The organism is Paraburkholderia guartelaensis, from assembly GCF_004353905.1.
Classification (GTDB): Bacteria; Pseudomonadota; Gammaproteobacteria; order Burkholderiales; family Burkholderiaceae; genus Paraburkholderia; species Paraburkholderia guartelaensis.
In genome coordinates this window covers 21,001-47,147 of the sequence record NZ_SMOD01000034.1, presented here as the reverse complement: position 1 = coordinate 47,147, position 26,147 = coordinate 21,001, and the positions used below count along the sequence as shown (strand labels likewise).

General features: G+C 63.7%; 23 protein-coding genes. 19 read left to right on the top strand and 4 right to left on the bottom strand.

The window, feature by feature from the left end; all coding sequences use genetic code 11:
* Positions 1-72: 72 nt before the first annotated feature.
* Genes E1N52_RS32315 through E1N52_RS32305 form a run of 3 tightly spaced genes read left to right on the top strand, consistent with a single transcriptional unit; the run spans position 73 to position 3,740 of the window.
* Positions 73-1,035 carry a VOC family protein gene (locus E1N52_RS32315; protein ID WP_133187538.1) on the top strand — a complete coding sequence of 321 codons (963 nt, stop codon included), beginning with the start codon at positions 73-75 and terminating at the stop codon, positions 1,033-1,035.
* Positions 1,032-2,273: an NAD(P)/FAD-dependent oxidoreductase gene (locus E1N52_RS32310; RefSeq protein ID WP_133187536.1), complete on the top strand. Its 1,242-nt coding sequence runs from the start codon at positions 1,032-1,034 to the stop codon at positions 2,271-2,273. The genes E1N52_RS32315 and E1N52_RS32310 overlap by 4 nt, the downstream gene beginning before the upstream one ends.
* A gap of 39 nt (positions 2,274-2,312) precedes the next feature.
* Positions 2,313-3,740 carry an MFS transporter gene (locus E1N52_RS32305; RefSeq protein ID WP_133187534.1) on the top strand — a complete coding sequence of 476 codons (1,428 nt, stop codon included), beginning with the start codon at positions 2,313-2,315 and terminating at the stop codon, positions 3,738-3,740.
* 111 nt (positions 3,741-3,851) lie between these two features.
* Here E1N52_RS32305 and E1N52_RS32300 read toward each other — a convergent pair whose 3' ends face one another.
* Positions 3,852-4,637 carry a TetR/AcrR family transcriptional regulator gene (locus E1N52_RS32300; RefSeq protein WP_246089307.1) on the bottom strand — a complete coding sequence of 262 codons (786 nt, stop codon included), beginning with the start codon at positions 4,635-4,637 and terminating at the stop codon, positions 3,852-3,854.
* 178 nt (positions 4,638-4,815) lie between these two features.
* Here E1N52_RS32300 and E1N52_RS32295 point away from each other — a divergent pair, with 178 nt between their 5' ends.
* The 13 genes from E1N52_RS32295 to E1N52_RS32235 all read left to right on the top strand — a co-directional run bounded on the left by E1N52_RS32295 (position 4,816) and on the right by E1N52_RS32235 (position 20,091).
* Positions 4,816-5,739, top strand: coding sequence for a VOC family protein (locus tag E1N52_RS32295; protein WP_133187532.1), 924 nt, complete (start codon positions 4,816-4,818; stop codon positions 5,737-5,739).
* Between the two features lie 54 nt (positions 5,740-5,793).
* The gene (gene bphD, locus E1N52_RS32290; RefSeq protein WP_133187530.1) at positions 5,794-6,648 is read left to right on the top strand and encodes a 2-hydroxy-6-oxo-6-phenylhexa-2,4-dienoate hydrolase; all 855 of its coding nucleotides are present in this window, start codon (positions 5,794-5,796) and stop codon (positions 6,646-6,648) included.
* A gap of 144 nt (positions 6,649-6,792) precedes the next feature.
* Complete coding sequence (locus E1N52_RS32285; RefSeq protein ID WP_133187528.1) at positions 6,793-8,331, top strand: bifunctional 3-(3-hydroxy-phenyl)propionate/3-hydroxycinnamic acid hydroxylase; 1,539 nt, start codon at positions 6,793-6,795, stop codon at positions 8,329-8,331.
* 70 nt (positions 8,332-8,401) lie between these two features.
* Positions 8,402-9,190: a 2-keto-4-pentenoate hydratase gene (gene mhpD, locus E1N52_RS32280; protein ID WP_133187526.1), complete on the top strand. Its 789-nt coding sequence runs from the start codon at positions 8,402-8,404 to the stop codon at positions 9,188-9,190.
* Between the two features lie 13 nt (positions 9,191-9,203).
* Positions 9,204-10,151: an acetaldehyde dehydrogenase (acetylating) gene (locus tag E1N52_RS32275; RefSeq protein WP_133187524.1), complete on the top strand. Its 948-nt coding sequence runs from the start codon at positions 9,204-9,206 to the stop codon at positions 10,149-10,151.
* Between the two features lie 4 nt (positions 10,152-10,155).
* On the top strand, positions 10,156-11,175 hold the full coding sequence (gene dmpG, locus E1N52_RS32270; protein ID WP_133187522.1) for a 4-hydroxy-2-oxovalerate aldolase: 1,020 nt from the start codon (positions 10,156-10,158) through the stop codon (positions 11,173-11,175).
* Between the two features lie 82 nt (positions 11,176-11,257).
* Complete coding sequence (locus E1N52_RS32265) at positions 11,258-12,349, top strand: porin (RefSeq protein ID WP_133187520.1); 1,092 nt, start codon at positions 11,258-11,260, stop codon at positions 12,347-12,349.
* Between the two features lie 109 nt (positions 12,350-12,458).
* The gene (locus E1N52_RS32260) at positions 12,459-14,354 is read left to right on the top strand and encodes an FAD-binding monooxygenase (protein ID WP_133187518.1); all 1,896 of its coding nucleotides are present in this window, start codon (positions 12,459-12,461) and stop codon (positions 14,352-14,354) included.
* A 464-nt stretch (positions 14,355-14,818) separates the two neighbouring features.
* On the top strand, positions 14,819-15,262 hold the full coding sequence (locus E1N52_RS32255; RefSeq protein WP_133187516.1) for a (2Fe-2S)-binding protein: 444 nt from the start codon (positions 14,819-14,821) through the stop codon (positions 15,260-15,262).
* Complete coding sequence (locus tag E1N52_RS32250) at positions 15,243-17,492, top strand: xanthine dehydrogenase family protein molybdopterin-binding subunit (RefSeq protein ID WP_133187514.1); 2,250 nt, start codon at positions 15,243-15,245, stop codon at positions 17,490-17,492. Before E1N52_RS32255 ends, E1N52_RS32250 begins: the two co-directional genes overlap by 20 nt.
* A gap of 41 nt (positions 17,493-17,533) precedes the next feature.
* Positions 17,534-17,875: a c-type cytochrome gene (locus tag E1N52_RS32245; protein ID WP_205965698.1), complete on the top strand. Its 342-nt coding sequence runs from the start codon at positions 17,534-17,536 to the stop codon at positions 17,873-17,875.
* A gap of 94 nt (positions 17,876-17,969) precedes the next feature.
* Complete coding sequence (locus E1N52_RS32240; protein WP_133187512.1) at positions 17,970-19,043, top strand: porin; 1,074 nt, start codon at positions 17,970-17,972, stop codon at positions 19,041-19,043.
* Between the two features lie 49 nt (positions 19,044-19,092).
* On the top strand, positions 19,093-20,091 hold the full coding sequence (locus E1N52_RS32235; RefSeq protein WP_133187510.1) for an AraC family transcriptional regulator: 999 nt from the start codon (positions 19,093-19,095) through the stop codon (positions 20,089-20,091).
* Positions 20,092-20,106: 15 nt separating this feature from the next.
* Here the strand turns inward: E1N52_RS32235 and E1N52_RS32230 are convergent, their stop codons facing one another.
* Entirely contained in the window at positions 20,107-21,015 is a 909-nt protein-coding gene (locus E1N52_RS32230; protein ID WP_205965697.1) for a LysR family transcriptional regulator, read from the bottom strand.
* A gap of 86 nt (positions 21,016-21,101) precedes the next feature.
* Here E1N52_RS32230 and E1N52_RS32225 point away from each other — a divergent pair, with 86 nt between their 5' ends.
* Positions 21,102-22,403 (top strand): aspartate aminotransferase family protein, encoded by a 1,302-nt coding sequence (locus tag E1N52_RS32225; RefSeq protein ID WP_133187506.1) that lies wholly within the window; start codon positions 21,102-21,104, stop codon positions 22,401-22,403.
* Between the two features lie 18 nt (positions 22,404-22,421).
* Here E1N52_RS32225 and E1N52_RS32220 read toward each other — a convergent pair whose 3' ends face one another.
* Positions 22,422-22,889, bottom strand: coding sequence for an Lrp/AsnC family transcriptional regulator (locus tag E1N52_RS32220; RefSeq protein WP_133187592.1), 468 nt, complete (start codon positions 22,887-22,889; stop codon positions 22,422-22,424).
* A 114-nt stretch (positions 22,890-23,003) separates the two neighbouring features.
* Here E1N52_RS32220 and E1N52_RS32215 point away from each other — a divergent pair, with 114 nt between their 5' ends.
* Complete coding sequence (locus tag E1N52_RS32215) at positions 23,004-23,654, top strand: LysE family translocator (protein WP_133187504.1); 651 nt, start codon at positions 23,004-23,006, stop codon at positions 23,652-23,654.
* Here E1N52_RS32215 and E1N52_RS32210 read toward each other — a convergent pair.
* Complete coding sequence (locus E1N52_RS32210; protein WP_133187502.1) at positions 23,651-24,313, bottom strand: gamma-glutamylcyclotransferase; 663 nt, start codon at positions 24,311-24,313, stop codon at positions 23,651-23,653. The genes E1N52_RS32215 and E1N52_RS32210 overlap by 4 nt on opposite strands.
* 403 nt (positions 24,314-24,716) lie before the next feature.
* Between E1N52_RS32210 and E1N52_RS32205 the strand changes: the two genes are divergently transcribed.
* Positions 24,717-26,144, top strand: coding sequence for a neutral zinc metallopeptidase (locus tag E1N52_RS32205; RefSeq protein ID WP_133187500.1), 1,428 nt, complete (start codon positions 24,717-24,719; stop codon positions 26,142-26,144).
* Positions 26,145-26,147: the final 3 nt, after the last annotated feature.

Here is a 26,147-nt window from a genome sequence, read left to right as displayed (position 1 = left end):
GCGCGGACTCGATATGCATGGGACCGCACTCAGCGCCACAGCGCCAGGTGCGGTCGACAGGAGACAAGCAACATGACGATACTCGGCATCGAACAGATTACTTACGGCGTGGCGGACCTTGAAACCTGCCGCCGCTTTTTCGCGGATTGGGGCTTGAAGGAAACCGCGCACGACGAAACGCGCGCACGCTTCGAAACGCTCAACGGCTGCACCGTGCTCGTGGTCGACTCGAACGATGCAACGCTCCCCGCTGCATTCGAAGCGGGCCCGACGCTGCGCGAAGTGACGTGGGGCGTGGCGACGAGCGCAGAACTCGACGCGCTGCGCGAACGCCTGAAGGACCAGCCCGGTTACTACAGTGAGGCCGACGCGGTGGGCTGCTTCGACCCCGCTGGCATGGCGATTCGCGTGGAAGTCACGCGCCGACGCGAGATCGACGTGAAGGGCTCGCCTTCGAACGTGTGGGGGCAGACGCTGCGTGTGGATCAGCCGTCACCGGTTTATGAGCGCGCGGAGCCTGTGGAAGTGGGCCACGTGGTGTTCTTCACGAACTGCCTGGCCGACCAGGAAAAGTTCTATCACGAGCGGCTCGGCTTCGAGACCTCGGACCGCTATCCGAACCGCGGCGCTTTCATGCGCTGCGCGCCGCACGGCGGCCACCACGACTTGTTCCTGCTCGCGCTGCCTGACGGCAAGAAGGGCCTGAATCACGTGGCGTTCACGGTGCGCGATATCCATGAGGTGTTCGGCGGCGGCCTGCATATCAGCCGCTGCGGCTGGACCACGCAACTCGGTCCTGGCCGGCATCCGGTTTCGTCTGCTTACTTCTGGTACTTCAAGAACCCGGCGGGCGGCCTGATCGAGTATTACGCCGACGAAGACGTGCTCACGCCCGAATGGCAGCCGCGCGATTTCGAGCCGGGCCCCACCGTGTTCGCCGAGTGGGCCGTGGACGGCGGCCTCGACGGTAATACGCGCCGCCAGAAGCACGCCGAAGCGCCGCAGGGCAAGTTCATGACGGAGCGCAAGCCATGAGCGCGACACCTGAAAACACCGCACGGGAGGCACCGCGTACCGTCGTCGTAATCGGCGGCGGCCAGGCCGCGGGGTGGGTCGTGAAGACGCTGCGCAAAGAGGGCTACGAAGGCCGCCTCGTGATGATCGCCGACGAAGTGCATCTGCCGTACGAGCGTCCGCCGCTTTCCAAGGCCGTGCTCGCGGGCGAAGCCGATATCGAAACGGTGCGTATCGCCAAGCCCGACGAATTCGCGGCGCTCAACGTCGAAACGTGGCAACCCGACTGTGCGACCTCCATCGACCGCGCGGCGCGCGTGGTGACCACGCGTTCGGGCCGCGAAGTGAAGTACGACCGGCTCGTGATCGCGACAGGCGGCGCAGCGCGCAAGCTGCCCGCGAGCGTGGCGCAGAGCGCCCATGTGACGTACCTGCGCACGCTGGACGAAGCGCTGGCACTCGGCGAGCGTTTGCGCAGCAGCCAGCGGGTGCTGGTGGTCGGCGGCGGCTGGATCGGCCTTGAAGTTGCCGCAACGGCGTGCAAGCTCGGCGTGCAGGCAACGGTGGTGGAGGGCGCGCCGCGCCTGTGCGCCCGCTCGTTGCCGGAGGATGTGTCGCGCTTCCTGCTCGATCTGCACCGCGCGAATGGCGTGGATGTGCGTCTCAATGCGATGCTGCTCTCGCTCGAAGACCGGCCCGAAGGCGGCGTGCGTGCAACGTTCGCGGACGGCAGCACGCTCGACGCCGATTTTGCGGTTGCCGGCATCGGCCTCGCGCCGCACACGGCGCTTGCCGTCGCGGCGGGCCTTTCGGTGGACGACGGCATCGTGGTGGATGAATTCGGAGAAACATCGGATTCCTGCATATTCGCCTGCGGCGACGTGGCGAACCATCCGAACGCGTGGCTCAAGCGCCGCGTGCGGCTCGAATCGTGGGCCAACGCGCAGAACCAGGCCATTGCAGCGGCGAAAGCCGTGCTCGGCGTGAAGACACCGTATGCGGAGATCCCGTGGTTCTGGTCCGATCAGTACGACGTGAACCTGCAGATACTCGGCGACATTCCCGCCGGCATTGTGCCGGCGCTGCGCGGCAGCCTCGAAGAGAAGCGCGCTTCGCTCTTCTTCGTGGAGGACGGCCATCTGCGCGGCGTCATCGCGATCAACGCAGCACGCGAACTCAAGCTCGCGCGCAAATGGATGAGCCAGGGCCGCGCGGTGGATCTCGCCGCCCTCGTCGACACGAGCAAGGCGCTCGCTTAACACCTCATACACGAGACAACACGGGACGGGATCACAGGCATGAGAACCCTCGATAACTCCATCGGCCATCGCGGCGGCGCCGCCATGTACGAGCCGCTCAGCGACGCGACCGGTGGGCTCCACACGCGCGGGTCGATCATCGCGCGGCTCGAACGGCTGCCGACCAACGCCATGCTGGTGCGCGCGCGTATCCTCATCGGCCTCGCCACGTTCTTCGACGGCTTCGACGTGATCGCGATTGCCGCGACACTGCCGATCCTGATCCAGAAGTGGCATCTCACGCCGTGGGAAATCGGCTTTCTGATTGCGTCGGGCTCGGTCGGGCAGTTGTTCGGCGCGTTTCTGTTTCCGTGGCTCGCGGAACGCCACGGCCGCGTGCGCGCGATTGCCTGGAGTTCGGGCATCATCGGCGTGACGAGCATTGCGTGCGGTTTCGCGCCGAGCTTCGCCGTATTCGCGGCGCTGCGCGTGGTGCAAGGCCTGGGACTCGGCGGCGAGCTGCCCGTGGCCGCGACGTATATCAACGAGGTTAGCCGCGCTCATGGACGTGGACGTTTCGTTCTCCTCTACGAGATTGTCTTCCCGGTCGGCCTGCTCGCTTCGAATGCGCTGGGTGCGTGGCTCGTGCCGCGCTTTGGCTGGCAGATCATGTACTTCATTGGCGGAATGCCGCTCGTGCTGTTCTTCGTGCTGCGCAAGCTCGTGCCCGAGTCGCCGCGCTGGCTTGCCGAGCGCGAACGCGTGCAGGAAGCGGATCGCGCCGTGAGCGCGTTCGAGCGCACCGCGAAAGGTCCGCTCGCCCCGGTCACGAACGCCGCCGAGTTCGACGCGCTCGTCGCGCGCCACCCCAAGCGCAGCGTAAAGGACCTGTTCGGGCCCGCGTATCGCAAGCGCACGATCGCGGTGGCCATGCTCTGGATCACCTGCGGTTTCATTCAGTACGGGCTGTCCACCTGGCTGCCGACGATCTATCGCAACGTCTATCACGCGCCGCTGCAGCTCGCGCTCAATCTCGCGGTCGCGGCCTCGGTGCTCGGCGTGCTCGGTTCGCTCGCTTGCGCGCTGCTGGTCGACAAGGTGGGCCGTAAGCCCGTGATCAACGTCTCCTTCGTGCTGTGCGCGATTTCTCTCGTGCTGGCCGGCGTGTGCCATGCGATGTCGGTCTACGTGGTCGCGACGTTTTGCGCGCTGGCGCTCGGTCTGCTCGCTAGCGGTTTCATCACGGCTTACGTTTACACGCCTGAGTTGTACCCCACGAGCATCCGAGCGCTGGGCTGCGGTGTGGGCGGTGCATGGCTAAAGGTGGCCGCCATCTTCGCACCAACGATAGTTTCGAAGACGATGATCGGCGGCAATCTCGACGTGGCGTTCTATATTCTCGCCGCGGTGCCGTTCATCGCGGCCGTGACGGTGCACTTTCTCGGCATCGAGACGAAGGGGAAGGTGCTCGAGCAACTGGAGGCTTGAGCGGTATAGCGCATTGGGTTTAGATACGAATTTGCCGTCCCGGCCGGGACGGCATTTTTTTTTGGGGCATTTGCCTTGCTTCCTGCCAGGTACCGGTGGACCCGAAAAACGCTACCCAGAGACTTTTAAGCCGCCGCTCGGCGCGCGTCCTCCTCGTTGCGGGCGCATCTCACTCTGGATTTCCGGAGCCGACTTCTTCCGCTTTGGAGCGCGCTCCCTGAGCGACGCAGCACGCGCTTCGCCGAGCGCGATCATGGCGTCGGTGAGTTGCTCCATGTGCGCTTTCATTGTCTTGTTGTCGCCAGACTGCAAGGATATAAACGCACCATCAAATCCAAGCATGCCAAAGTGCGCGAGTTCGTCGGCTACAGCTGACGCCAATGCCTCGCCCACTTCGCTGAATGCGTTGCGAATCATCTCGTGCATGTAGTTGCGGCCTTCGGTGCGCACTTCCACAACGATCTGCATCGCTTCGGGTTCGGCGGCCTCGTTGCTCATGACCATGACGAACAACAGGCGCAGGAAGTTTTCCCGGTGCTCGAACACCTCGCCCGTTTTTTTCAGGTACCAGCCGAGTCGTTCGCGCGGTGTCCCCCCTTGCGGCGGATTTTCATGCGCTTCGCGCATGGCGGCGAAGAAGTCGCGAGCGCCTCTGGCCATCACTTCTGCGAGCAGTCCAGCCTTCGAGCCAAAGTGATGGTAGATCGCGCTCTTGGGGATGCCGGTCGCCTCGACCAGTGCGGACATTGAAGTGCCAGCGTAACCATAAGCCGACATCACGCGTGCCGCCGCGTCGAGGATTTCCTGACGCGATCGTTGGCCGCGCCGATTGCCAATCTGTTGTGCCTTTTCCATCCGGGAAGTATACGTCATCCGGTCTTGGACCGATTGGTACATTACTTGTTTTCCCTGGGGTGCGACGTTTTGGACCTATCGGTACACTTCCGTCGTGGTCTCAACCGCCAGATTCGGGAGCGGCAATCGGATGCCAGGTCCGGATCACATGGCGCGCTGAAAGCGCTTCACCAGTGCGCCGGGCTTGCAGTCAGGAAAAATCGCGAAACGAGGAGAGGTAATGCATAGCGTATCGACGCTGGGATACATGGTTTTTGGAGTCAACGACCTGGCGGCATGGGAGGCGTTTGCCGTCAACGTACTTGGCTTGCAGGCCGGACGGCGAATGCCCGGCGAGTCACTTGGCCTGCGTATGGACGACTACGAACAGCGCATCTTGCTGGTGAAGAGCGACCTCGATGATTTCCTCGCCGCTGGGTGGGAATTCGAATCCGACGCAGAGCTCGAGGCGTTCGTTGTTCAGACGCGTGCCCAAGGCATCGACGTTGACGAGGCGGACACTGAAGTTGCCGAACAGCGCCGTGTCTCACGTCTGTTTGTCTGTTGCGATCCGGACGGCATCCGGCACGAGTTCTACTGCGGTGCTTACAGGACCACATTCCGGGACACTTTCCGTTCGTCAGTGCTGCGCGGTGGATTCAGCACCGGGCGACTCGGTGCGGGACACTTCGTCACCGTGCCCGGGCAGAGCGCACCGGCCAGGGCGTTTTGCGAGCGCGTATTGGGCCTGAAACTCAGCGACTCGATCAATGGCGATGCCGCGCCCGGCGTCAACCTGGATGTCGCCTTTTTTCACGCTCGTACCGGCCGGCACCATTCTCTGGCGATTGCCGACGTGCCGTTTCCGGTCCCTAAACGTATTCATCACGTCATGGTCGAGTGTGTCGACCCCAACGATGTTGGCCTGGCCTACGATCGCTGCAAGCAGGCGGGAGTGCCCATCCTGATGGAATTGGGCCATCACCCCAACGACCAGATGTTTTCCTTTTACATGATTTCGCCTTCCGGCTTCGCCATCGAATTTGGCGCGGGTGGCATCGTGGTGGACGACGCAACGTGGGAGGTCAAACGCTACGCAGAACTCAGCGATTGGGGGCATAAGCTGAATCCGCCGCCGGGCCCGGAAGCCGCGATCGCACAGTGAATCGTCCTTGATCAAGCAAATGACGCATAGATCTACCATCATCGGAGCAAAAAAGTGACCCTGACCGAATCCAGTACGAGCAAGTTCGTGACGATCAACGAACCGGGCCTTGAGAATTTCACGATTCATTTCAACGATGCCGGCGAAGGCCCCGTTGTCGCGATGCTGCATGGCGGCGGCCCCGGCGCCAGCGGCTGGAGCAACTACTATCGCAATATCGAAGCGTTGGTTGCCGAGGGATTTCGTGTCTTGCTGATCGACAGCCCCGGATTCAACAAATCCGGCGAAATCGTGAGCGACGTGCCGCGCAACCTGCTGAACGCGCGCGCCACGAAGGGCGTTCTGGATGCGCTTGGTATCAAGAAGGCGCATCTGGTCGGCAACTCGATGGGCGGCGCCTCGGCGCTGAGTTTCGCGCTCGAGTTTGCCGATCGCCTCGATCGCATGGTGCTCATGGGACCGGGCGCGCAAGGCCCGAGCATCCTCCAGCCTCAACCGGGCGAGGGCATCAAGCACATGTTCAAGCTTTACTCGCAGCCGAATTACGCGAACTTCGAAGCCATGCTCGACGTTTTCGTCTACAACCCAGGGGCGATCACCGAAGAGCTGCGTCGGGGGCGCTGGAACAATATCGAGTCGAACCTGAACCACCTGAAGAACTTCGTCGAAAGCTCGAAGCTTTGCCCAGTTACGAAGTGGGACCTTTCCTCCCGCTTTCCGGAAATCGGCCACAAGACGCTGATTACGTGGGGACGTGACGACCGCTTCGTGCCGCTCGATCATGGCTTGCGCATGATCAGCACGTTGCAGGATGCGCGGCTCCATATCTTCCCGAAGTGCGGCCACTGGGCACAGTGGGAACACGCCGAGGAATTCAACCGGCTCGTCATTGAGTTCCTGAAGAACTAACGGCTAACGACGGCTGCGACGGCGCAGCGTGCATTCGGAATGCAGTCTCCGTGAGAGAAACACGGAGACGCATGTGCAATGTAATACGCACTACGAATCAACGAGCCGGTTTTCGTATTCCACAAAACCCATTGGAGTCACCCCATGTCAGAACACTTCGACGCGGACGTTGCCATTGTCGGCTACGGTCCTTCCGGTGTCATTGCGGCACTTACGCTCGCGAAGTACGGCATTTCCTGTGTTGCATTCGAACGGCATCGCGACATCTATCCGCGTGCCCGTGCCGTCACCGTGAATGACTGGACGATGCGGATTTTCCAGAGTCTCGGCGTTGACGAGCCGGTCCTGAAATGCATCGATCCCCAACGCGCATTGCGGTGGATGCGCTACGACGGTACGGAGATCATGCGCGTCGAGCATCCGCCTTCGACTCTGGGCATCAAGCCGCGCTTCTTCAATATTTATCAGCCGACCATGGAAGCTACGCTGCGCGAGTCCGCTGCGAAGCATGGCGATTTGATCGACGTCCGTTACGGTTTCGAGGTGGCATCGCTGGAACAGGACGCAACCGGCGTCACGGTCACCGCGAAGGATATCGATACCGGCGCAGTGACGAGCACGCGCGTGCGTTACGTGATCGGTTGCGATGGCGGCAGCAGCGCCACGCGCGGCATGATCGGAGCAAAGCTCGAGGGCGATACGCTCGATGTGATGTGGATCGTGATCGACTGTCGTGCGAAACGCTGGTGGCCGGACCGGAACCTGTTGACCTTCTGGTCCGACAAGGAACGGCCGGTGGTGGACATCGCGCTGTCGGGCGGTAATCACCGTTGGGAGCTGCCGCTCAAGCCCGGCGAGACCGAGGCCGACTTCGCCACGAACGCCCAGATCTGGCCGCTGCTCAAGGCGCTGGGCGTGACTGAGGACGACGTCGAGATTCACCAGCATGCGTTCTATCGCCACCACACCCGCATGGCTGACAAGTGGCGCGAAGGCCGTGTCTTCCTGGCTGGCGATGCTGCGCACCTCATGCCGCCCTGGGCTGGCGCCGGCATGCAGACGGGGATGCGCGATGCATTCGATCTCGGCTGGAAGCTCGCGGGCGTCCTCAATGGATCCTTGCCCGAGCATTTCCTCGACACCTACGAAACGGAACGTCGGCCGAACGCTGTCTTCTACACCCAGCTTGCGGTTCAGCTTGGCCGTGTCATCAAGCAGGAGCTCTCGGAGGAGGAGCAGGCCGCACTCGATGCAGCACATCGTGATGCCGCTCAGGAACCGCCGCTGATCGCACCGCCGGTCCTCGCCGCCGGATGGCTGCGTGGCCCTCTCGCCGACGACAGCATCGTGGGCCGGATGGTGCCGCAACCGGTGGTCGGAGACATTCGCGGGGTGATGGGGCGCCTGGACGATTTGCTCGGTGACGGTTTCGTATTGCTCGGCGACGACGTTGACCCGGCGACGCTGCTCAGTGCCGCGGAAAAGGACGCCTGGGACAGTCTCGGTGCACGGTACGTCGCCGTGCGCCAGCAAGACCAGCACACTCAGGGTGACGAAGAGTTGATCGACCTGGACGGCGTATTGCGTCCGTGGCTGCGCAAATATGGTGCGCGCGTAGTGGCATTGCGCCCCGATCGGTTCGTCGCCGCCGCCGACGTGACCGGTCTGGCTGTGCCAGCCTGAGCCGTCGAAAGAAGAGGAGCGGGTGGCCGCAGAGCCACCCTGAGAACACTAGATGAACAGGAGCTAAGGGATGCCACATATCAACGTGATCGATGCGCTTGCGAGCCGACTGCGCAACGCCGAAGCCTCGCGCAACGTGATCGAGCCGGTGCGCGGCGAGATTGCTATCGACGATATCGCCACTGCCTACGCCGTTCAGCAAGCCAACGTCGATCTGCGCGTGGCGAGTGGCGAGCGCATCGTGGGCCGCAAGATCGGCCTCACGTCGCTTGCGGTGCAGAAGCAGCTAGGCGTCGATCAGCCTGACTTCGGCGCGCTGTTCGCGTCGATGGCGTACGGCGATGCGCAAGCGATCCCGCTCTCGCAACTGATCCAGCCGAAGGTGGAAGCGGAAATCGCGCTCGTGCTCGAGCACGACCTCACGTTCGAAAAGCACACCTTCGTCGACATCCTGCGCGCCAGCGCCTATGCGCTCGCAGCCATCGAGGTGGTGGACAGCCGCATCCAGAACTGGGACATCCGCTTCGTCGATACGGTGGCCGACAACGCCTCGAGCGCGCGCTTCGTGGTGGGCAGCCGCCCGGTGCCGCTTTCGCGGATCGACCTGACCGCCTGCGCCATGGAGCTCTCGCGCGATGGCGAAGTGCTCTCGCGCGGCAACGGCGCGGCCTGCCTCGGCAATCCGCTCAACGCAGCCGTGTGGCTCGCCGACCGCATGGTCCAGCTCGGCACGCCGCTGCGTGCGGGCGACGTGGTGCTCACGGGTGCACTCGGGCCCATGGTCGCCGTGAAGGAACCCGGCACGTACACCGCGCAGATCGAAGGCCTCGGCAGCGTTCGCGCGACTTTCTCCGCCTGACACAGGAATTCATATGGCTTCCGAAAAACTCAAGGTTGCGATCATCGGCTCCGGCAACATAGGCACGGATCTGATGATCAAGATCATGCGCAACAGCAAGCATCTGGAGATGGCGGCGATGGTCGGCATCGACCCGAACTCCGATGGTCTCGCGCGCGCCGCCCGGCTTGGCGTGGCGACCACGCATGAAGGCGCCGAAGGCCTTACGCGCCTGCCGGTGTTCAACGATATCGACTTCGTGTTCGACGCGACGTCCGCTGGTGCTCATGTGAAGAACGACGCGCTGCTGCGCACGCTCAAGCCGTCGATCCGCGTGATCGACCTGACGCCCGCCGCAATCGGCCCGTACTGCGTGCCGGTCGTGAACCTCGACGCGCATATCGACGCGCCCAACGTCAACATGGTGACGTGCGGCGGCCAGGCCACGATTCCGATGGTCGCGGCGGTGTCGCGCGTCGCGAAGGTTCACTACGCGGAGATCGTCGCGTCGATCAGCAGCAAGTCGGCGGGCCCCGGCACCCGCGCCAACATCGACGAGTTCACCGAAACGACATCGAAGGCGATCGAGGTGGTGGGCGGCGCCGCAAAGGGCAAGGCCATCATCGTGCTGAATCCGGCCGAGCCGCCGGTCATGATGCGCGATACGGTTTATACGCTCTCCGATCTGGCCGACCGCGAGAAGGTCGAGCAGTCCATCGAGGAGATGGTCGCGAAGGTGCACGCCTACGTGCCGGGCTATCGCCTGAAGCAGAAGGTGCAGTTCGACGAGATCCCCGCGAACGCGCCCCTGAATATTCCGGGCCTCGGCAAGTTCAGCGGCCTGAAGACCTCGGTGTTCCTCGAAGTGGAAGGCGCCGCGCACTATCTGCCCGCTTACGCAGGCAATCTCGACATCATGACTTCCGCCGCGCTCGCCACCGCCGAACGCATGGCGCAGACGCTTCTGAGCGTGGAGGGATAAGACCATGAGCAAGAAACTCTATATCTCCGACGTGACGCTGCGCGACGGCAGCCACGCCGTCCGCCATCAGTACTCGATCCAGAACGTGCAGGACATCGCCCGCGCGCTGGACAAGGCGAAAGTGGACAGCATCGAGGTCGCACACGGCGATGGCCTGCAAGGCTCCAGCTTCAACTACGGCTTCGGCGCGCACAGCGACCTGGAATGGATCGAGGCGGTAGCCGACGTGGTTACGCACGCGCAGATCGCCACGCTGCTGCTGCCCGGCATCGGCACGATTCACGACCTGAAGGCTGCGTACAACGCCGGCGCGCGCGTGGTGCGCATCGCCACGCATTGCACGGAGGCCGACATTTCGAAGCAGCACATCGAATACGCGCGCGAACTTGGCATGGACACCGTGGGCTTCCTGATGATGAGCCACATGACCACGCCGGAAAACCTCGCGGTCGAAGCGAAGAAGATGGAAAGCTACGGCGCGACCTGCATTTACGTGGTCGATTCGGGCGGCGCGCTCACGATGAACGATGTGCGCGACCGTTTCCGTGCCGTCAAGCAGGTGCTCAAGCCCGAAACGCAGACGGGCATGCACGCGCACCACAACCTTTCGCTGGGCGTGGCGAACTCGATCGTGGCGGTGGAGGAAGGCTGCGACCGCGTCGATGCCTCGCTCGCGGGCATGGGTGCGGGTGCAGGCAACGCGCCGCTCGAAGTGTTCATCGGCGCAGCCGAACGCATGGGCTGGAATCACGGCACCGACCTCTACACGCTGATGGACGCCGCTGACGACATCGTGCGCCCGCTGCAGGACCGCCCGGTTCGCGTGGACCGCGAAACGCTCGCACTCGGCTATGCGGGGGTGTATTCGAGCTTCCTGCGCCACTCGGAGGTGGCCGCGAAGAAGTACGACCTGAAGACGGTGGATATTCTTGTCGAACTGGGCAAGCGCCGGATGGTGGGCGGTCAGGAAGACATGATCGTCGACGTGGCGCTCGATCTGAAGGGTAGATTGGGTCAGCCTTGATTCGGTCGGTGAAACCTCACGCGTGATTCGGGTGGTTGTCAGCAGGAATTGTGAGCTTATTAGAATACGATTGGAGACTTGAATGCGGAAATGTTCCATTGCCATAATGTTGGCAGTCCTTCCTGTTGAAGGTGCTTTTGCACAAAGCAACGTCACGATGTACGGTCTGATCGATGGCGGCATCTCGTACGTGTCGAACCAGGGCGGGCACTCCGTTACCAAATTCGATGACGGGATTTTCAACCCAAACCTGTTCGGGATCACGGGCGCCGAAGATCTGGGTGGCGGTACGAAAGTCATCTTCAAGCTGGAGAACCAGTTCCAGCTTGGGACGGGTGCGATGCTGCAGCAAGGCCTGTTTGGCCGGAATGCCTGGGTCGGGCTCGACAACGCACATCTTGGCAAGCTGACTCTCGGTAACGTCTACGATTTCATGTACACGTCGCTGACAGAGGCAGGGAATGCGCCGCCCGTATTCTCCGGTGGACTGTATAACTTCGCCGCTGGCCCGTTCCAGAAGCTCGGTATTCCCCAAAACCCGACGGGCTGGTTCGACTGGAGCAGAACCAGTGGCATTCCCACTTCGAACTCCATCAAATACGAGTCGCCCATATTCGCCGGATTGTCGGTTGGCGCACTCTATTCGCCGGGCGGCGTTGCGGGTTCGTTCGGTTCCAACTCTGCGATGAGCTTTGGCCTCAACTACGCGAATGGACCGTTTGGCGTCGGAGCGGCGTACACACAGAAGAAGTATCCGGGGTCAGCCAGTGGGTCGCCGCAAATCCCCGTCTGGAACTGGGGCGTCGGTGCTCACTATGTTTTCGGCCCCGTCTATACCGCTGCTGATTTTGTGACCGTGCGTAATTCGTTTACGGGCGCCGGTGCCTACGCCGGACAGCTCGCCGCAAGCTGGCAGATCACGCCCGCCTGGTCTTTCGGGGCGAGCTACATGTACATGAAGGGGAACGACGTTCTCGACAACAACCATGCCAACCAGCTTGGTGCAACGCTGAACTACTCGTTGTCGAAGAGAACGATGGTGTACGCCGAAGGCGTCTACCAGCGTGCGAATTCGGGCGCTCAGGCGGCAATCAACGGCATCATGGATCCGAACGGTTCGTCGAGCAGCGCCTCTCAGGCGATTGCCCGAGTCGGCCTCCGTACCACTTTTTAATTCGGCCGGGCACGCTTGATACGTGCCCGCCCCCGAAGCAATTTCAAATGGTTGGCGTACGGACTATTTTTCCCGTCACAACGATACGCACCGAATAGAGGAAGACAACATGCAGTTCCATCTTAACGGTTTCCGCGCTGGCGACCCGACGATCGAACCGGCCGCCGAGGGCACCCCTCACTGCATGCCACCCGACGCTGTCGACGTGCTGATTGTCGGTAGCGGTCCCGCGGGACTCGTGCTCGCGGCGCAGCTCTCGCAATTCCCGACGATCAAAACGCGCGTGGTCGAGCGCCGCAACGGGCCGTTGCAGATGGGGCAGGCAGACGGCGTGGCGTGTCGTACCGTCGAAATGTTTGAAGCGTTCGGGCTCAGCGATCGACTGCTGCGCGAGGCCTACTGGGTCAACGAAACAGTGTTCTGGCGACCCGACGCGCTTGAACGGGGTGCGATCAAGCGTACTGGACGTGTCCAGGATACCGAAACAGGGTTGTCTGAGTTTCCGCACGTCATCGTCAATCAGGCGCGCATTCAGGACTATCTGCTCGATGTGATGCGTTGCTCCTCGCATCGCCTCGAACCCGACTATGGGCTCGAAGTTGTCGATCTCGTGCGCGAAGACAAGGGCGAATATCCCGTGCGCGTCAAACTGCGCCGCACGGACGAAGCGCGAGAGGGCGAAACGGTCGTCATGCGTGCTCGCTACGTGGTGGGCTGCGACGGCGCGCGCAGCCGCGTGCGTGCTGCCATCGGGCAAACGCTGCGCGGCGACGCCGCCAATCATGCATGGGGGGTGATGGACGCGCTAGCCGTCACCGACTTTCCGGACATCCGGCTCAAAGCTGCAATTCAATCGGCGAGCGAAGGCAATCTGCTCATCATTCCGCGCGAGGGCGGCTATCTCGTGCGCTTTTATGTCGATCTCGGCGAAGTGACACCGGAGAATCGCGATAGCATCAAGCAGACCTCGGTCGATCGCATCATCGAAACCGCGCAACGGATTCTGCAGCCTTACACGCTGGAGGTGAAGGAGGTCGCATGGTTCTCGGTGTATGAAGTGGGGCAGCGCTTGACCGACCGCTTCGACGACGCCGTCGCGGCCGACCGGACGTCACGCGAGCCGCGCGTGTTCATCGCCGGCGACGCCTGTCACACGCATAGCGCGAAGGCCGGTCAGGGCATGAATGTGTCGATGCAGGACGGCTTCAATCTGGGCTGGAAGCTCGGCGCGGTACTGGAAGGGCGCAGCGACGCGGATCTGCTTCGCACCTATTCTGCCGAGCGCCAGCCCATAGCGCAGGAGCTGATCGATTTCGACAAGGAGTGGTCCGCGATGATGGCCGCGCCGCCGAAGGACCCGAACCGTCCGGAAGCGGGAGGCGTCGATCCTGCCGAATTGCAGGCGTATTTCGTGCGCGCGGGCCGCTATACGGCGGGCGTCGCAACGCGCTACCGGCCCGGCACGCTCACGGGCGAGGCCACGCATCAGGCGCTCGCCAGCGGCTTCGTGATCGGCACGCGTTTTCACTCGGCACCCGTGATTCGCCTCGCGGACGCGAAGCCTGTCCATCTCGGCCATGCCGCGCGCGCTGACGGCCGCTGGCGACTCTACGCGTTCGCGGATGCACGGGGGGAAGCGCTCGATGCGCTGTGCGAGCATCTCTTCTCTGCGCCCGATTCGGTGCTCCGGCTCGTGACTCCCGAGGGCGCCGATATCGACAGCGTGCTCGATCTGCGTGCCGTGTTGCAGCAACCGCATCGCGAAGTGCGTGTGGAGTCGCTGCCCGATCTCCTGCGGCCGCAAAAGGGGCGCTACGGTCTCGTCGATTACGAGAAAGCCTTTACGAGCGACACGTCGGCTGATGTTTTCGACGCGCGCGGCATCGACCGCGAACGTGGCGCGCTCGTGATTGTCCGTCCGGACCAATACGTCGCGCATGTTCTGCCACTGGATGCTTACGCGGAACTGCATGCCTTTTTCCGGCCGATACTTCGCATGCGTTGAGCCTTCATGACATCGCGAATTGGTCGAACGGACGCGGAAGTTGTTCCCTTTCCGCACTATAGGCAGCCGCGGGCATCGCGCTCGGCTTCGTAGACGAGCGCCTCGACATCGAGCAGTGCACAACGGCACGCCAGCCATGGCGTGCCGTTTTTGTTTGCGCGTCACGATTGACGGCAGTCGCCAGGCGTCCCGAAAACATTCCACAGATGGAACGCAAATACATATGTGAATTCAAGAGCGCGGCGCTCAAGTGAGCTGAACGCTGAAACAAGCCGGAATTCATGGGTGAAACAAGAATATGCCCAAGTTTCATCAGATGAATATCCAGGCTCAATGAAAGAGACGAACGGCAACTTATTTGGGCCGTCGCGCCATTGCCGCGTATTTTAGGCGCGCCAAGAATTCCACACATCGCCAACCGCTTTTCATGCGGCAAAAAGGCGGCGAATCTTGGGAGACAGCGCATGCAATTCACACTGAACGACCGGCTCTTCGAGTTCGAAGGCGATCCGGATACGCCCCTGCTCTGGGTGATCCGCGAGTCCGCGGGCCTGACGGGCACCAAGTACGGCTGCGGCATCGGCGCATGCGGGGCTTGCACCGTGCATCTGGAAGGCGAGGCTACGCGCTCGTGCGTGCTGCCAGTCTCGGCGGTGGCGGGCCGCCGTATCACGACCATCGAGGGCCTCGCGCCCGACACGTCGCATCCGGTGCAACAGGCCTGGATCGCGAAGGACGTGCCGCAATGCGGCTATTGCCAGTCCGGCATGGTGATGGCCGTTGCCGCGCTGCTCAAGCAACATCCGCATCCCACCGAGGCGCAGATCGACCAGGGCGTGACGAACCTGTGCCGCTGCGCAACCTATCACCGAATTCGCGAGGCCATTCATGTCGCAGCGAATTCCTGAGCGCACGCGAGACGTGGGCGAGCCGCTGCGCGAAAGCCGCCGCGATTTCCTCAAGACCGGTCTCGCGTTTGCGGGCAGTCTCGTGCTGCCGCTCGCGTTCAGCGAGCAGGTGAGCGCAGCGGAGGATGGGACGCGCTTTCGCGAGATCAACGACTGGGTGCGTGTCGATCCGGACGGCCAGACGATCATCGGGCTCTCACAGGCCGAAGTGGGGCAGGGTGTCTACACCGGCTTGCCGCAGGTGCTCGCCGACGAAATGGACGCCGACTGGCGGCGCGTGAGCGTGCAGTTCGTGACGGGGCGCGACGCGTATCGCATCGCGGCGGCGAACGAGCATCCACAGCAGTTCGTGGGCGCCTCGATGTCGGTCACGATGTTCACGCAACGTTTGCGCGTGGCAGGCGCACAGGCGCGCGAGGTGTTTCTCGCGGCGGGTGCGCGGCGCCTTGGCGTGCGGCCCACGCAGTGTGCGACGAAGACCGGCCGTGTGATCCATCTGCAAACGGGGCGCTCGGTCGGCTACGGCGAATTGCTTGCGGACGCCGCGAAACTGCCGCTGAACCCGCAGCCGCGCCTGAAGGCGGAATCGGCGCGCACGCTCATCGGCCAGCCGTTGCACAAGCTCGACGCCCCGGCAAAGGTGAACGGCAGCGCGGTATTCGGCATCGACGTGCAGGTGCCCGGCATGCTGGTCGGCGCGGTGAAAATGGCGCCCACGCTCAACGGCAAGCCTCGTGCCGTGCGCAACCGCGATATGGTGCGGGCGCTGGCGGGTGTGGTCGAGGTGGTGCAGGCGAAGGACGCCGTGATCGTTGTGGCCGATACGTACTGGCAGGCCAAAAAGGCTTGCGACGCGCTCGACGTGCAGTGGGAAGACGGCGGCCCGCCCGCGGACAGCGCAACGATACTCGCAGAGCGCCAGGCCGCGCTGATGTCGGAGCAAGCAGTGGTGGCCACGCGCATCGGCGACGCGAGCGCGCGGTTCAATGCCGCGCGCAATGAGCACAGCGCACTCGGCGCTCTCGGCAAGCCCGCAGCCGGGCGGCTGATCGAAGCCGACTACCACACGCCCTATATCGTTCACGCCACCATGGAGCCCGTGAACGCGACGGTGCACGTGCGCGAGCACGACATCGAAGTGTGGGGGCCGATCCAGGGGCAGGACAAGGTGCGCTGGACGCTCTCCGCCATCTTCAAGGTGCCGTCCGAGAAGGTGATTGTGAACACGACGTTCCTCGGCGGGAGCTTCGGACGCAAGTACGTGCCCGACTTCGTGATCCATGCGGCCGTCGCTTCGAAGGCGGTGGGGCGGCCGGTCAAGGTGATCCGCTCGCGCGAGGACGATGTCCGCCACGGCTTCTATCGCCCCGGCGTTTCGGCGCGCATGCGCGCCGTGCTCGGACCCGACGGCTATCCGGGCGCCATGCATCTGCGTGTGGTGGGGCAATCGCTCTATTGGTCGATCAAGCGCGACTACTTCGAGAAGGCGGGCGGCTGGGACGAAACCATGCTCGACGGCCTTTACGACCTCGGCTACTCGGTGCCGGATCTGCTCGTCGATTCGGTGAGCGTCGATCAGCACATTCCAGTGAGCTTCATGCGCAGCGTGGGCAGCACGTCCAGTGTCTTTTTCCTCGAGAGCTTCATCAACGAACTTGCGCACGCGGCGCGCATCGATCCGCTCGACTACCGCCGCACGCTGCTGCGTGACGATCCGCTGGCGCTGCGTGTGCTCGATCGCACGGCGGCGCGGGCGAACTGGAAGCGCAGGCCGGCAGCGGGCGTGTACCGCGGCCTCGCGTACTGTCTCTATACGGGCCGTGGCGGCGCATTCACGACCTATGTCGCCATCATCGTCGAACTGCGCATGGTGGAAGGCCACGCGAAACTCGAACGCGTGGTGTGCGGCATCGATTGCGGGCAGGCCATCAATCCCATGCTGATCCGCGAGATGGTCGAGGGCGGCATAGGCTTCGCGCTCACCAACACGTTCAAGAGCGAGATCACATTCAAGGACGGTGCGGTCGTGCAGGAGAATTTCGCCGACTACCCGCTCCTGTATCTCTCGCAGATGCCGAAGATCGAGATCGAGATCGTGGAGAGCGACCGTGCGCCACAAGGTTGCGGCGAGGTGGCGCTGCCGCCCGTCGCGCCCGCCGTGGCCGCCGCGCTGTTCGAAGCGACGGGCACACGCTTGCGCACCATGCCGCTCGAGCAGGCGCTAGCCTGAAATCGAATCCCTGTTTCATCCCTACAAATAGGCTTTACACCATGATTCGTATTCCTTATTTCGTCGCGCCGCTCGCGGTAGCCGTGCTCGCCCAGAGCGCGCTTGCCGAGCCGGCCGTGGATATTGCGCACGCGCGCCAGATCGCCACGCAGCATGCCTGCTTCGGCTGCCACGCCGTGGACAAGAAGCTCGTCGGCCCCGCGTACCGTGACGTGGCCGCGCGCTACGCGGGCAAGCCGGGCGCGGCGAGCGCGCTCGTCGCGCACATCCAGAACGGCAGCTCGGGCAACTGGGGCGCCATACCCATGCCGCCCAACGCGATCAGCGCGAGCGATGCGCAGATCGTCGCGCAATGGATCCTCGCCGGCAGCAAGAGCGAATGATCGTGCAAAGCTGATGCTGAAGCCGGGCCGCGTCGAACGGTCCGGTGTCCATTCAAATAAATAAGTATGACGAAATAAAGGGTCGGAGATCGTGATGAAAAAGGCAATCGTGGCAGCATCGTTCGCATTCGCTTCGGCGCTCGCGTGGGGGCAGAGCAGCGTGACGCTCTATGGCATCGTGGATACGGGCATCGAGTACTACAACAACACCGCGAAGGGCGGCTCGTTCGTGGGCATGCCCTCGCTCACGGGCGAGGTGCCGTCGCGCTTCGGTCTGCGGGGTCAGGAGGACCTGGGCGGCGGCTACCGGGCCTTTTTCGTGCTCGAAAGCGGCTTCGCGCCCAATAGCGGCGCACTCAATTACGGCGGGCGCCTGTTCGGCCGCCAGGCGAACGTCGGCGTGAGCAGCGACTACGGCACGCTCACGCTGGGCCGCCAGATGAACATGTCGATGTATGTGCTGTTCAACGCCGACGTGATCGGCCCGTCGATCCATTCGATGGCGAGCTTCGACAGCTATCTGCCGAATGCGCGCAGCGACAACGCCGTAGGCTATCTCGGCAAATTCCACGGCGTGACGATCGGCGGGACCTACAGCTTCGGGCGCGACGCAGCGGGTCCCGCGGGCCCATCGGCGACGAACTGCGGCGGCCAGCTGCCCGGCGACGCCGTGGCCTGCCGCCAGTACACGATGATGCTCGCCTACGACAACGCATGGGGCGGCGCCGCCGCGTCGTACGACGTGATGTACGGCGGCCCTGGCGCCTCGGCGCCGCTCACGAGCAGCGCGGATACGGACAAGCGCGTGATCGTGGACGGCTACGTGAAATTCGGCTCGGCCAAGGTGGGCGGTGGCTGGATTCGCCGCAACACGGCCGCGGCGGAGCATATGCAATCCGATCTCTTTTTTCTGGGCGCAGACTACTACGTGACACCGGCTTTTTCACTGGATTTCCAGGCGCTGCGCTATATTCTGCGCGATCAATCGAATTCGACCATGTTTGTCGGCCGCGCGAACTATTTCGTTTCGAAACGCACGACGCTTTACGCGTCGCTCGGATACATGCTGAACAGCGCGCTCGCCGCGAACGCGGTCGCCGCCGCCGGCACGGTGCAGACGGGCGCGAACCAGTTCGGCGCGATGATGGGCATACAGCAACGCTTCTGACGCCGCGCGCGCCGCGCAGCGAGATCGATTCGGAAGGGAGGAGGGAACAATGGCGACGGACTTGTTGAGCGCCGCACTGGCGGATCTGCGCGCCGACGCCGTGGTAACGGGGCACTTCTCGCTCGCGGCGTCATGGGCGTTCCGCAAGCCGGCGATCGAGGGCGTGATGTTCCGCACGGGCCGCGGCGCGCCGTTTTATGTGATCGTGCAGGGCATGGAGCCGCTGTATGTCGAGCCCGGCGATTTCGTGCTGCTGCCGCACGGCCACGAACACGTGCTGGCTTCCTCCCCCGACGTGGCGCCTGTCCCCTTCGATGACCTCGCCGCGCGCGCAGGCATACGCCCGAGCTTCGACACGCCTTTGCGCATCGAGTCGGGCCGAGGCGGCGCGGTATGCGATCTCTACACGGGCATCGTGTTCTACCGCGAGGCGGTGCGCAATCCGCTGTTCTCGGTACTGCCGCCGCTCATTCATGTGCGCGCGAACGACGCCGCGGTTGGCCCATGGCTCGCGGACACGCTCATGGCCTTTATCCGCGAATCGATGGCCTGCCAGCCGGGCTGGGCCGTCGCGGCCGCGCGCCTTGCCGACGTGCTGTTCGTGCAGTTGCTGCGCGCGCATCTAGCCTCGGCGGTGAGCCACACGGGCTGGCTGCGCGGACTCATGGACCCGCAGATCGGCCGCGCCATCGCGCAACTGCACCGGCACCCGGAGCAAGACTGGACCGTCGAGTCGCTGGCGGCGATCGCGGGTATGTCGCGCTCGCGTTTCAGCGCGCGTTTTGTCGAGCTGGTCGAGGAAACGCCTATCGGGCATCTCACGTCGTATCGCATGTATATCGCGAGCGGCGCGCTGCGCGATTCGCGGCGCCGGCTCATCGAGATCGCCATGAGTGTGGGCTACGCGTCGGAGAAGGCGTTCATTCGCGCGTTCCGTCGCTGGGCGGGCATGGCGCCCAAGCAGTACGCGCGCAGCGTGCGCGACCCGTACGACCTGGCGCTGGCCGCGGGTGCGCCCGAGGCCGAAAGGCCGCCGCAAATGCTGTGATGCGCCGCCGTGCGCTCATAACAGCGGCAGCGTGAGCCGGATGTGCTCGGCAAACGCCGTCGTGAGGAGCGACGGCCGCTTGCGCCCGAACTTGATCGTGATGCCAACGGTCGGCAACGGCGGCAGCATGGGGTCGCCATTGAGAATCGCCAGATCCGCGGGAACGGCGGTCTGCGTCATGACGGCGAAGGCCTGACCCGAACGCACGAGCGCGGTGAGACCGGCGAGGCTGCTGCTCGCGTACGCGACGCGGTAGGCGCGCCCCGTGCGCTCCAACGCTTCGCAGGCGGCGATGTGATCGAGCGTGTCAGGATCGGAGAGCGCGAGCGGCAACGGATCGAAGTGGGCGGAGTCGAGTCCGGGTGAGCCGATCCAGACCAGTTGCTCGCGGCGAATGATCTCGTCGTGCGGGCCGCTTGCGTTGGCGGACCCGATGGCGGTCAAAGGCAGTGACACCATCGCGAGATCGACCGCACGCTTGTCGAGTTGTTCGAGAAGGCGAGGCGTGGGAACGCACACGACTTCCACGAGCGCATTCGGATGCTGGCCCGAAAACCGGCGCAGCAAGGAGGGGAGGAACACGGCGGCATAGTCGTCCGGGCAGCCGAAGCGCAGGGTGCCCGACAAGCCCGTGCCGCACAGGTCGGCCATGGCCTCGTCGTGCAGGCGCAGAATGCGTTGGGCGTGCACCAGCAGGCGCTCGCCCGGGCTTGTCAGCGCGACGCCGCGGCCGGTGCGCTGAAACAGCGGCTGATCGACGATTTCCTCCAGCCGCTTGATCTGCTGACTGAGCGCCGACTGGGTGCGGCCAACGCGTTCGGCGGCACGGCTCAGCGAGCGCACCTCGGCAATGACCGCAAACGAACGTAGCAGATCGATTTCCAGCGGACGGCTCACGATATTAGCCTCTCTTCTAGCTTGCATAAGAACTATTCGATTCTATAAAACCAGAGCGCCGACTAGACTGCAAGGAAAACCCGCAAAACCCGCTACCCGACGAGGAGAAGCCCGTGTCCAGGAACGACGACGAGCAGTTTTGGCGCAACGCGAGACAGCATCTGATCCGCTATGGCGGCACGTTCGAGCCGATGATCATCGAGCGCGCCCAGGGCAGCTTCGTCTACGACGCGGACGACCGGCCGATTCTCGACTTCACCTCGGGGCAGATGAGCGCCGTGCTCGGTCACAGCCACCCGGAAATCGTCTCCGTCATCAACGAATACGCGGGCAAGCTGGACCACTTGTTCAGCGGCATGCTCTCGCGGCCCGTAGTGGAACTGGCCACGCGTCTCGCCAACGTCACGCCCGACGGGCTCGACCGGGCGCTGCTGCTGAGCACCGGCGCGGAGTCGAACGAGGCCGCCATCCGCATGGCGAAGCTCGTCACGGGCAAATTCGAAATCGTGGGCTTTGCGCAGTCGTGGCACGGCATGACGGGCGGCGCGGCTTCGGCCACCTATAGCGCGGGGCGCAAGGGCGTGGGTCCCGCCGCGGTGGGCTCGTATGCGATTCCCGCGCCGTTCACGTACCGGCCGCGCTTCGAGCGCAACGGGCAATACGATTACCTCGCGGAACTCGATTACGCATTCGATCTCATCGACCGCCAGTCCAGCGGCAATCTCGCGGCCTTCATCGCGGAGCCGATCCTGAGTTCGGGCGGCATCATCGAATTGCCGCCAGGCTATATGGCGGCGCTCAAGCGCAAATGCGAAGAGCGCGGCATGCTGCTGATTCTGGACGAGGCGCAAACGGGCGTTGGCCGCACCGGGATGATGTTTGCATGCGAGCACGATGGCGTGACGCCCGACATTCTCACGCTATCGAAAACGCTGGGCGCCGGCCTGCCGCTCGCGGCCGTGGTCACTTCTGCGCAGATCGAAGAAGCCGCGCACGAACGGGGCTTCCTGTTCTACACGACGCATGTATCCGATCCGCTGCCTGCCGCAGTCGGCCTGCGGGTGCTGGACGTGGTGGCGCGCGACGGACTCGTTGCGCGCGCAAACATCATGGGCGATCGCTTGCGGCGCGGGCTGCTGGACCTGATGGAGCGCTTCGAGTGCATCGGCGACATTCGCGGGCGCGGGCTGCTGCTCGGTCTCGAGATCGTCAAGGACCGCCGCACGAAGGAGCCTGCCGACGGCCTCGGCGCGAAAATCACGCGCGAATGCATGAAGCTCGGGCTCAGCATGAACATCGTGCAGTTGCCGGGCATGGGCGGCGTGTTCCGCATCGCGCCGCCACTGACCGTGAGCGAGCAGGAGATCGATCTCGGCGTAGAACTGCTGGGCCAGGCGATCGAGCGTTCGCTCTGAGGACCCGGGTCGTCGCGGCTAGGCCTTGCCGCGCGACCCGGCCGGGCTGACCTGAGGCTTCGCGAGCGCACGCGCGGCGAGCGGCGTGGACATGACGATGGACGTGCGCGTCTCGCCGTAGAGATTGACGCGCTGGATCAGGCGCTCCAGATCGGCCACGCTCGACGCAACGAGGCGAATGACATAGGAGTCTGCGCCAGTCACGTGATGGCATTCGAGCACTTCGGCAATCGTGCCGAGTAGCTTGAGAAACTTCGTTTTCGCGGATTGGGGCACGGTAATACCGATCAGGGCCGAGATCGGATAGCCGGCGGCGGCCGGATTCACACGCGCCGTGTAGCCTTCGATCACGCCGGCCTCTTCGAGACGTTTCACGCGCTCCGTGACAGCAGGCACAGAGAGATGCACCTGGCGTGCGACCTCGGTGTAGGTCATGCGGCCGTTTTCCTGCAGCAGCGCCAGTACTTTCCAGTCCAGATCGTCCATCATGGCGAAATGTTTAAGGTGAAAAGCCGATTTTCCCTTAAATCCCGACTTCTGCGGATACTCTTCGCCGTCTACGATAGTCCCTCATAGAACACGAATTGCGGGAGAGGGGACATGTTGTTCGTCAAAGCCGTGGCGATGGGGTTTTGCATCGCCGCACCCGTCGGGGCCATCGGCATGCTGTGCATCCAGCGCAGCCTGAGCCGCGGTTTTTACTCCGGCTTCGCAACGGGCATTGGCGCTGCGTGTGCCGATGCGTGTTATGGCTTGCTTGGCGCGCTCGGCGTGGCCGGCATCGTGACGGCGCTGCCGATGCTGACGGTGGTGTTGAAGGCGGCGGGCGGCGCATTTCTGGTGTGGATGGCGTGGACCATCGCGCGCGAGTCGCCCACCGCGCCGGCCGCTGTACAGGAGACGCAGCGCAGCCCCGTCACACGGGATTTCCTCACGACGTTTGCGCTGACGCTCTCGAACCCCCTGACCATTTTTTCGTTCATCGCCGCGTTCGCCGCGCTCGGGCCCTTGCCGGCCATGCCAGGCGAACATGGCGCGCCGGGAGGGTTTTCGGTGGCGCTGATGGTGACTATGGTGACGGGCGTGTTCGCGGGTTCGGCCGTGTGGTGGTTGTTCCTGAGCGGCGTGACGTCCGCGTTGCGTACGAAGCTGCCGCTCGCGTTCACGCGGGGCATCTCCCTTTTTTCCGCCGTTGCGATTGCCGCGTTTGGCGTCGTTCAGATGGTGACCGGTCTCGCGCGGCTCGCTTAAGACGTCGTTTCGAAACGTTCGAGGGCTTGCGCCACTTCCTCGACGTAGGCGTCCGTCATCGCGCAATCCGCTAGCGCTCGCCTGAGCTGGAACACATATTCCGCGTTGCTGCCGAGCGGCCCATGTGCCTGGGCAATCGCGCGCGCAACGGTCGCGGGGCTCGAATCGGCTTCGTATTGTCGCGGGCAGGTGTTCGCCACGAAGGCGAGGGCGTGCCGCGTCTCGCCCGTCGTGAGCGTCACCGCGGTCCAGGCGGGCGTGTAGGCGCCCGTCAGCATTTCGCGGGTCCAGAGAATGTGCAGTTCTTCGTCGAGCGTGGCGGCATCGAGCCGCAGCACCACGCCTTGCGTATGGCCGCCGCGCTCCAGCGCGAGCATGCGGCCGGGGCACTGCGGGGTGCCGCGTCCGCCGAACAGGCGTATGCAAAAGCTCCGGCGCCAGCCATGCAGCGTGGCGCTCGCGCGCCGGTCGAAGTGCGAGAGCGGATTCCACATGAGCGAACCGTAGCCGAACACCCAGACCTCTTCGCCGGCGGGGCGCTTCGCCATCGTATCGGCGAGCGACTGGGCGATCTGGGCTTGCGTCCAGAGAATTTCCGGCGGGAGATGGCTGAAACTCTCGAGAAACGCACCGGAGCGAATGGCGTCCCTGTTTAGCATGGCGTTGACGGGTCGGTGGAGGCTATGTGACGAAGTATGCGGTCGGCGCGGGTGTGCATAAAGTGGCTGGAGCGCGATGCTGCGTTCAGCTGGGGGCGACAATCGCCCGGTTTAACGCTTCGTGCCGGGAGCGCCGGAACGCTCGCGGGGGTGCGCCACGGAGCGCGGATATCGGGCCGGAACGCAACGACGCTGGCTAAGGCGAGTGATTCGACCGCGGCACGAACGCACCTGCGCAGCATGTGTGCGCCAGCACACATTGGTTTCGTTTGCGTACGAGGAAACTGCTCATACGTATGCTCGCACACTGCCTGTGCCTGCCGTCGAGCCGGCCGCTTGCACACAGGGGAATTTCTCCTATCGTTACGATTATTCGTGCTGTTGTGGCAACGCGGAGATCATCGTGGTCACGCAGATCCTGAACGCGACATCGGTACCCGCCACATCGCCCGGCACCCTGGAGCGAAAGAATCAGACGCTCCGCGTATTGGAAAGCCTCCGGTATGCGATCAACGAATGGGTCCGCGTCAGCAAGCGTAACGACACGAACAGGCAGTATGTCACGCAGATTTCGACCCTGGCGACACAACTGGGATTTCTGCTCGACAAAGTCGATGCCCAGATTCGCGCTGTTCCGGCGTCCCAAAGCGAGCGTTCGACTTACTCCGCCATGCGTCTGATCGAGCGCAGACTACTCTGGATCCAGCGTATCTGGCGTTATTTTCAGACGAAATTCGACCAGCGCGGCGACCCTGCTCTCGCACCGACACTTAAGGCGGCCGATGAGATCGTCTGGAGTTGTTACGCGCAGCCATTCAGGGCGGCTGGCGTCGCCGTGCCCGCGGTACCGCTTCCGTTCGTTGCGCTTGCCTTTTCGCCGTATGCGATTCCACGCGACGAACCGCCACAAGAGCTGCGCTCCGACGTCGACGGCGGATTTCTGAATGCGATGCTCACGCAACTACCGTTGCCGGTCACGGGCTTTCCGCCGGTTGCGGTGGACGAGCCATGGTGGTTGGCTTACCTCGCGCACGAGATTGGCCACCATGTCCAGTTCGACCTCAATGCCGGGGCGATGCTGGGCGCTTTTGCCGATACGCTCGAAGCCGCCGGCGGCGCGCGCTGGCGCGGATGGGGCAAGGAACTGTTCGCGGACTGCTATTCACTGCTGATGATCGGTCCGTGGGCGCTCTGGGCGCTGGCAGAACTGGTCTGGGGCGAGCCGGCCGACATGCTCGACGATAGCAATCCTCGCTACCCCTGTGCGCTCGTGCGGCTTGTGTTCATGAGCGACGTGGCGAACCGGCTGGGTTTCGACGGCACTTCGGCGCTGCGCGGGCTCAATGTCGAAAATCTGCTGGCGGCGCCCGCGATGTCGAAGAATCGCGATTTGCGCATCGCAGCCACGGCGGACCTCGGAAACGTCGCGCATGTCGCTCAAGCCGTGACGAGCGCCCGCTATACGCAGTCCGGAACGCTGCAGGACATGGCCCAATTCGAGCGCGAAGACTTTCTGCCCGGTGGCAACGTCGCGCTTTGGTCCAAGGCGCTGCGTGGCGAAGGGGCGATGGTCCCGAACGGCTATCTTAAGTCGGCGCGCCTCGTGCTCGGGGCAGGCGTCGGCGCTTGGTCCGCGATCCGTAACACGGCCGACGAAGCGCAGCGCGCGAAGCGCCGGCTTCTGCTCCAGGAGAAGTTGATCGAGTCGATCGTGGCGAGCCGTGAAGAGATCGTACGGCTCGCCCATACCCCGGCTGCCGATGAAGTCGATACGCGTAACGATCGTCTTGCCGGCTTGCTTCTCGCAGACTTACCCGAACCCGGAATGTAGACC

What these genes read in the sequence shown, in the direction of transcription:
- E1N52_RS32220 (WP_133187592.1), bottom strand. Translation starts at nt 22,889, where the DNA reads ATGGACGATCTGGACTGGAAAGTACTGGCGCTGCTGCAGGAAAACGGC.
- E1N52_RS32315 (WP_133187538.1), top strand. Translation starts at nt 73, where the DNA reads ATGACGATACTCGGCATCGAACAGATTACTTACGGCGTGGCGGACCTT.
- E1N52_RS32305 (WP_133187534.1), top strand. Translation starts at nt 2,313, where the DNA reads ATGAGAACCCTCGATAACTCCATCGGCCATCGCGGCGGCGCCGCCATG.
- E1N52_RS32295 (WP_133187532.1), top strand. Translation starts at nt 4,816, where the DNA reads ATGCATAGCGTATCGACGCTGGGATACATGGTTTTTGGAGTCAACGAC.
- E1N52_RS32260 (WP_133187518.1), top strand. Translation starts at nt 12,459, where the DNA reads ATGCAGTTCCATCTTAACGGTTTCCGCGCTGGCGACCCGACGATCGAA.
- E1N52_RS32300 (WP_246089307.1), bottom strand. Translation starts at nt 4,637, where the DNA reads ATGTACCAATCGGTCCAAGACCGGATGACGTATACTTCCCGGATGGAA.
- dmpG (WP_133187522.1), top strand. Translation starts at nt 10,156, where the DNA reads ATGAGCAAGAAACTCTATATCTCCGACGTGACGCTGCGCGACGGCAGC.
- E1N52_RS32255 (WP_133187516.1), top strand. Translation starts at nt 14,819, where the DNA reads ATGCAATTCACACTGAACGACCGGCTCTTCGAGTTCGAAGGCGATCCG.
- E1N52_RS32245 (WP_205965698.1), top strand. Translation starts at nt 17,534, where the DNA reads ATGATTCGTATTCCTTATTTCGTCGCGCCGCTCGCGGTAGCCGTGCTC.
- E1N52_RS32235 (WP_133187510.1), top strand. Translation starts at nt 19,093, where the DNA reads ATGGCGACGGACTTGTTGAGCGCCGCACTGGCGGATCTGCGCGCCGAC.
- mhpD (WP_133187526.1), top strand. Translation starts at nt 8,402, where the DNA reads ATGCCACATATCAACGTGATCGATGCGCTTGCGAGCCGACTGCGCAAC.
- E1N52_RS32210 (WP_133187502.1), bottom strand. Translation starts at nt 24,313, where the DNA reads ATGCTAAACAGGGACGCCATTCGCTCCGGTGCGTTTCTCGAGAGTTTC.
- E1N52_RS32215 (WP_133187504.1), top strand. Translation starts at nt 23,004, where the DNA reads ATGTTGTTCGTCAAAGCCGTGGCGATGGGGTTTTGCATCGCCGCACCC.
- E1N52_RS32285 (WP_133187528.1), top strand. Translation starts at nt 6,793, where the DNA reads ATGTCAGAACACTTCGACGCGGACGTTGCCATTGTCGGCTACGGTCCT.
- E1N52_RS32230 (WP_205965697.1), bottom strand. Translation starts at nt 21,015, where the DNA reads ATGCAAGCTAGAAGAGAGGCTAATATCGTGAGCCGTCCGCTGGAAATC.
- E1N52_RS32265 (WP_133187520.1), top strand. Translation starts at nt 11,258, where the DNA reads ATGCGGAAATGTTCCATTGCCATAATGTTGGCAGTCCTTCCTGTTGAA.
- E1N52_RS32250 (WP_133187514.1), top strand. Translation starts at nt 15,243, where the DNA reads ATGTCGCAGCGAATTCCTGAGCGCACGCGAGACGTGGGCGAGCCGCTG.
- E1N52_RS32310 (WP_133187536.1), top strand. Translation starts at nt 1,032, where the DNA reads ATGAGCGCGACACCTGAAAACACCGCACGGGAGGCACCGCGTACCGTC.
- E1N52_RS32240 (WP_133187512.1), top strand. Translation starts at nt 17,970, where the DNA reads ATGAAAAAGGCAATCGTGGCAGCATCGTTCGCATTCGCTTCGGCGCTC.
- E1N52_RS32275 (WP_133187524.1), top strand. Translation starts at nt 9,204, where the DNA reads ATGGCTTCCGAAAAACTCAAGGTTGCGATCATCGGCTCCGGCAACATA.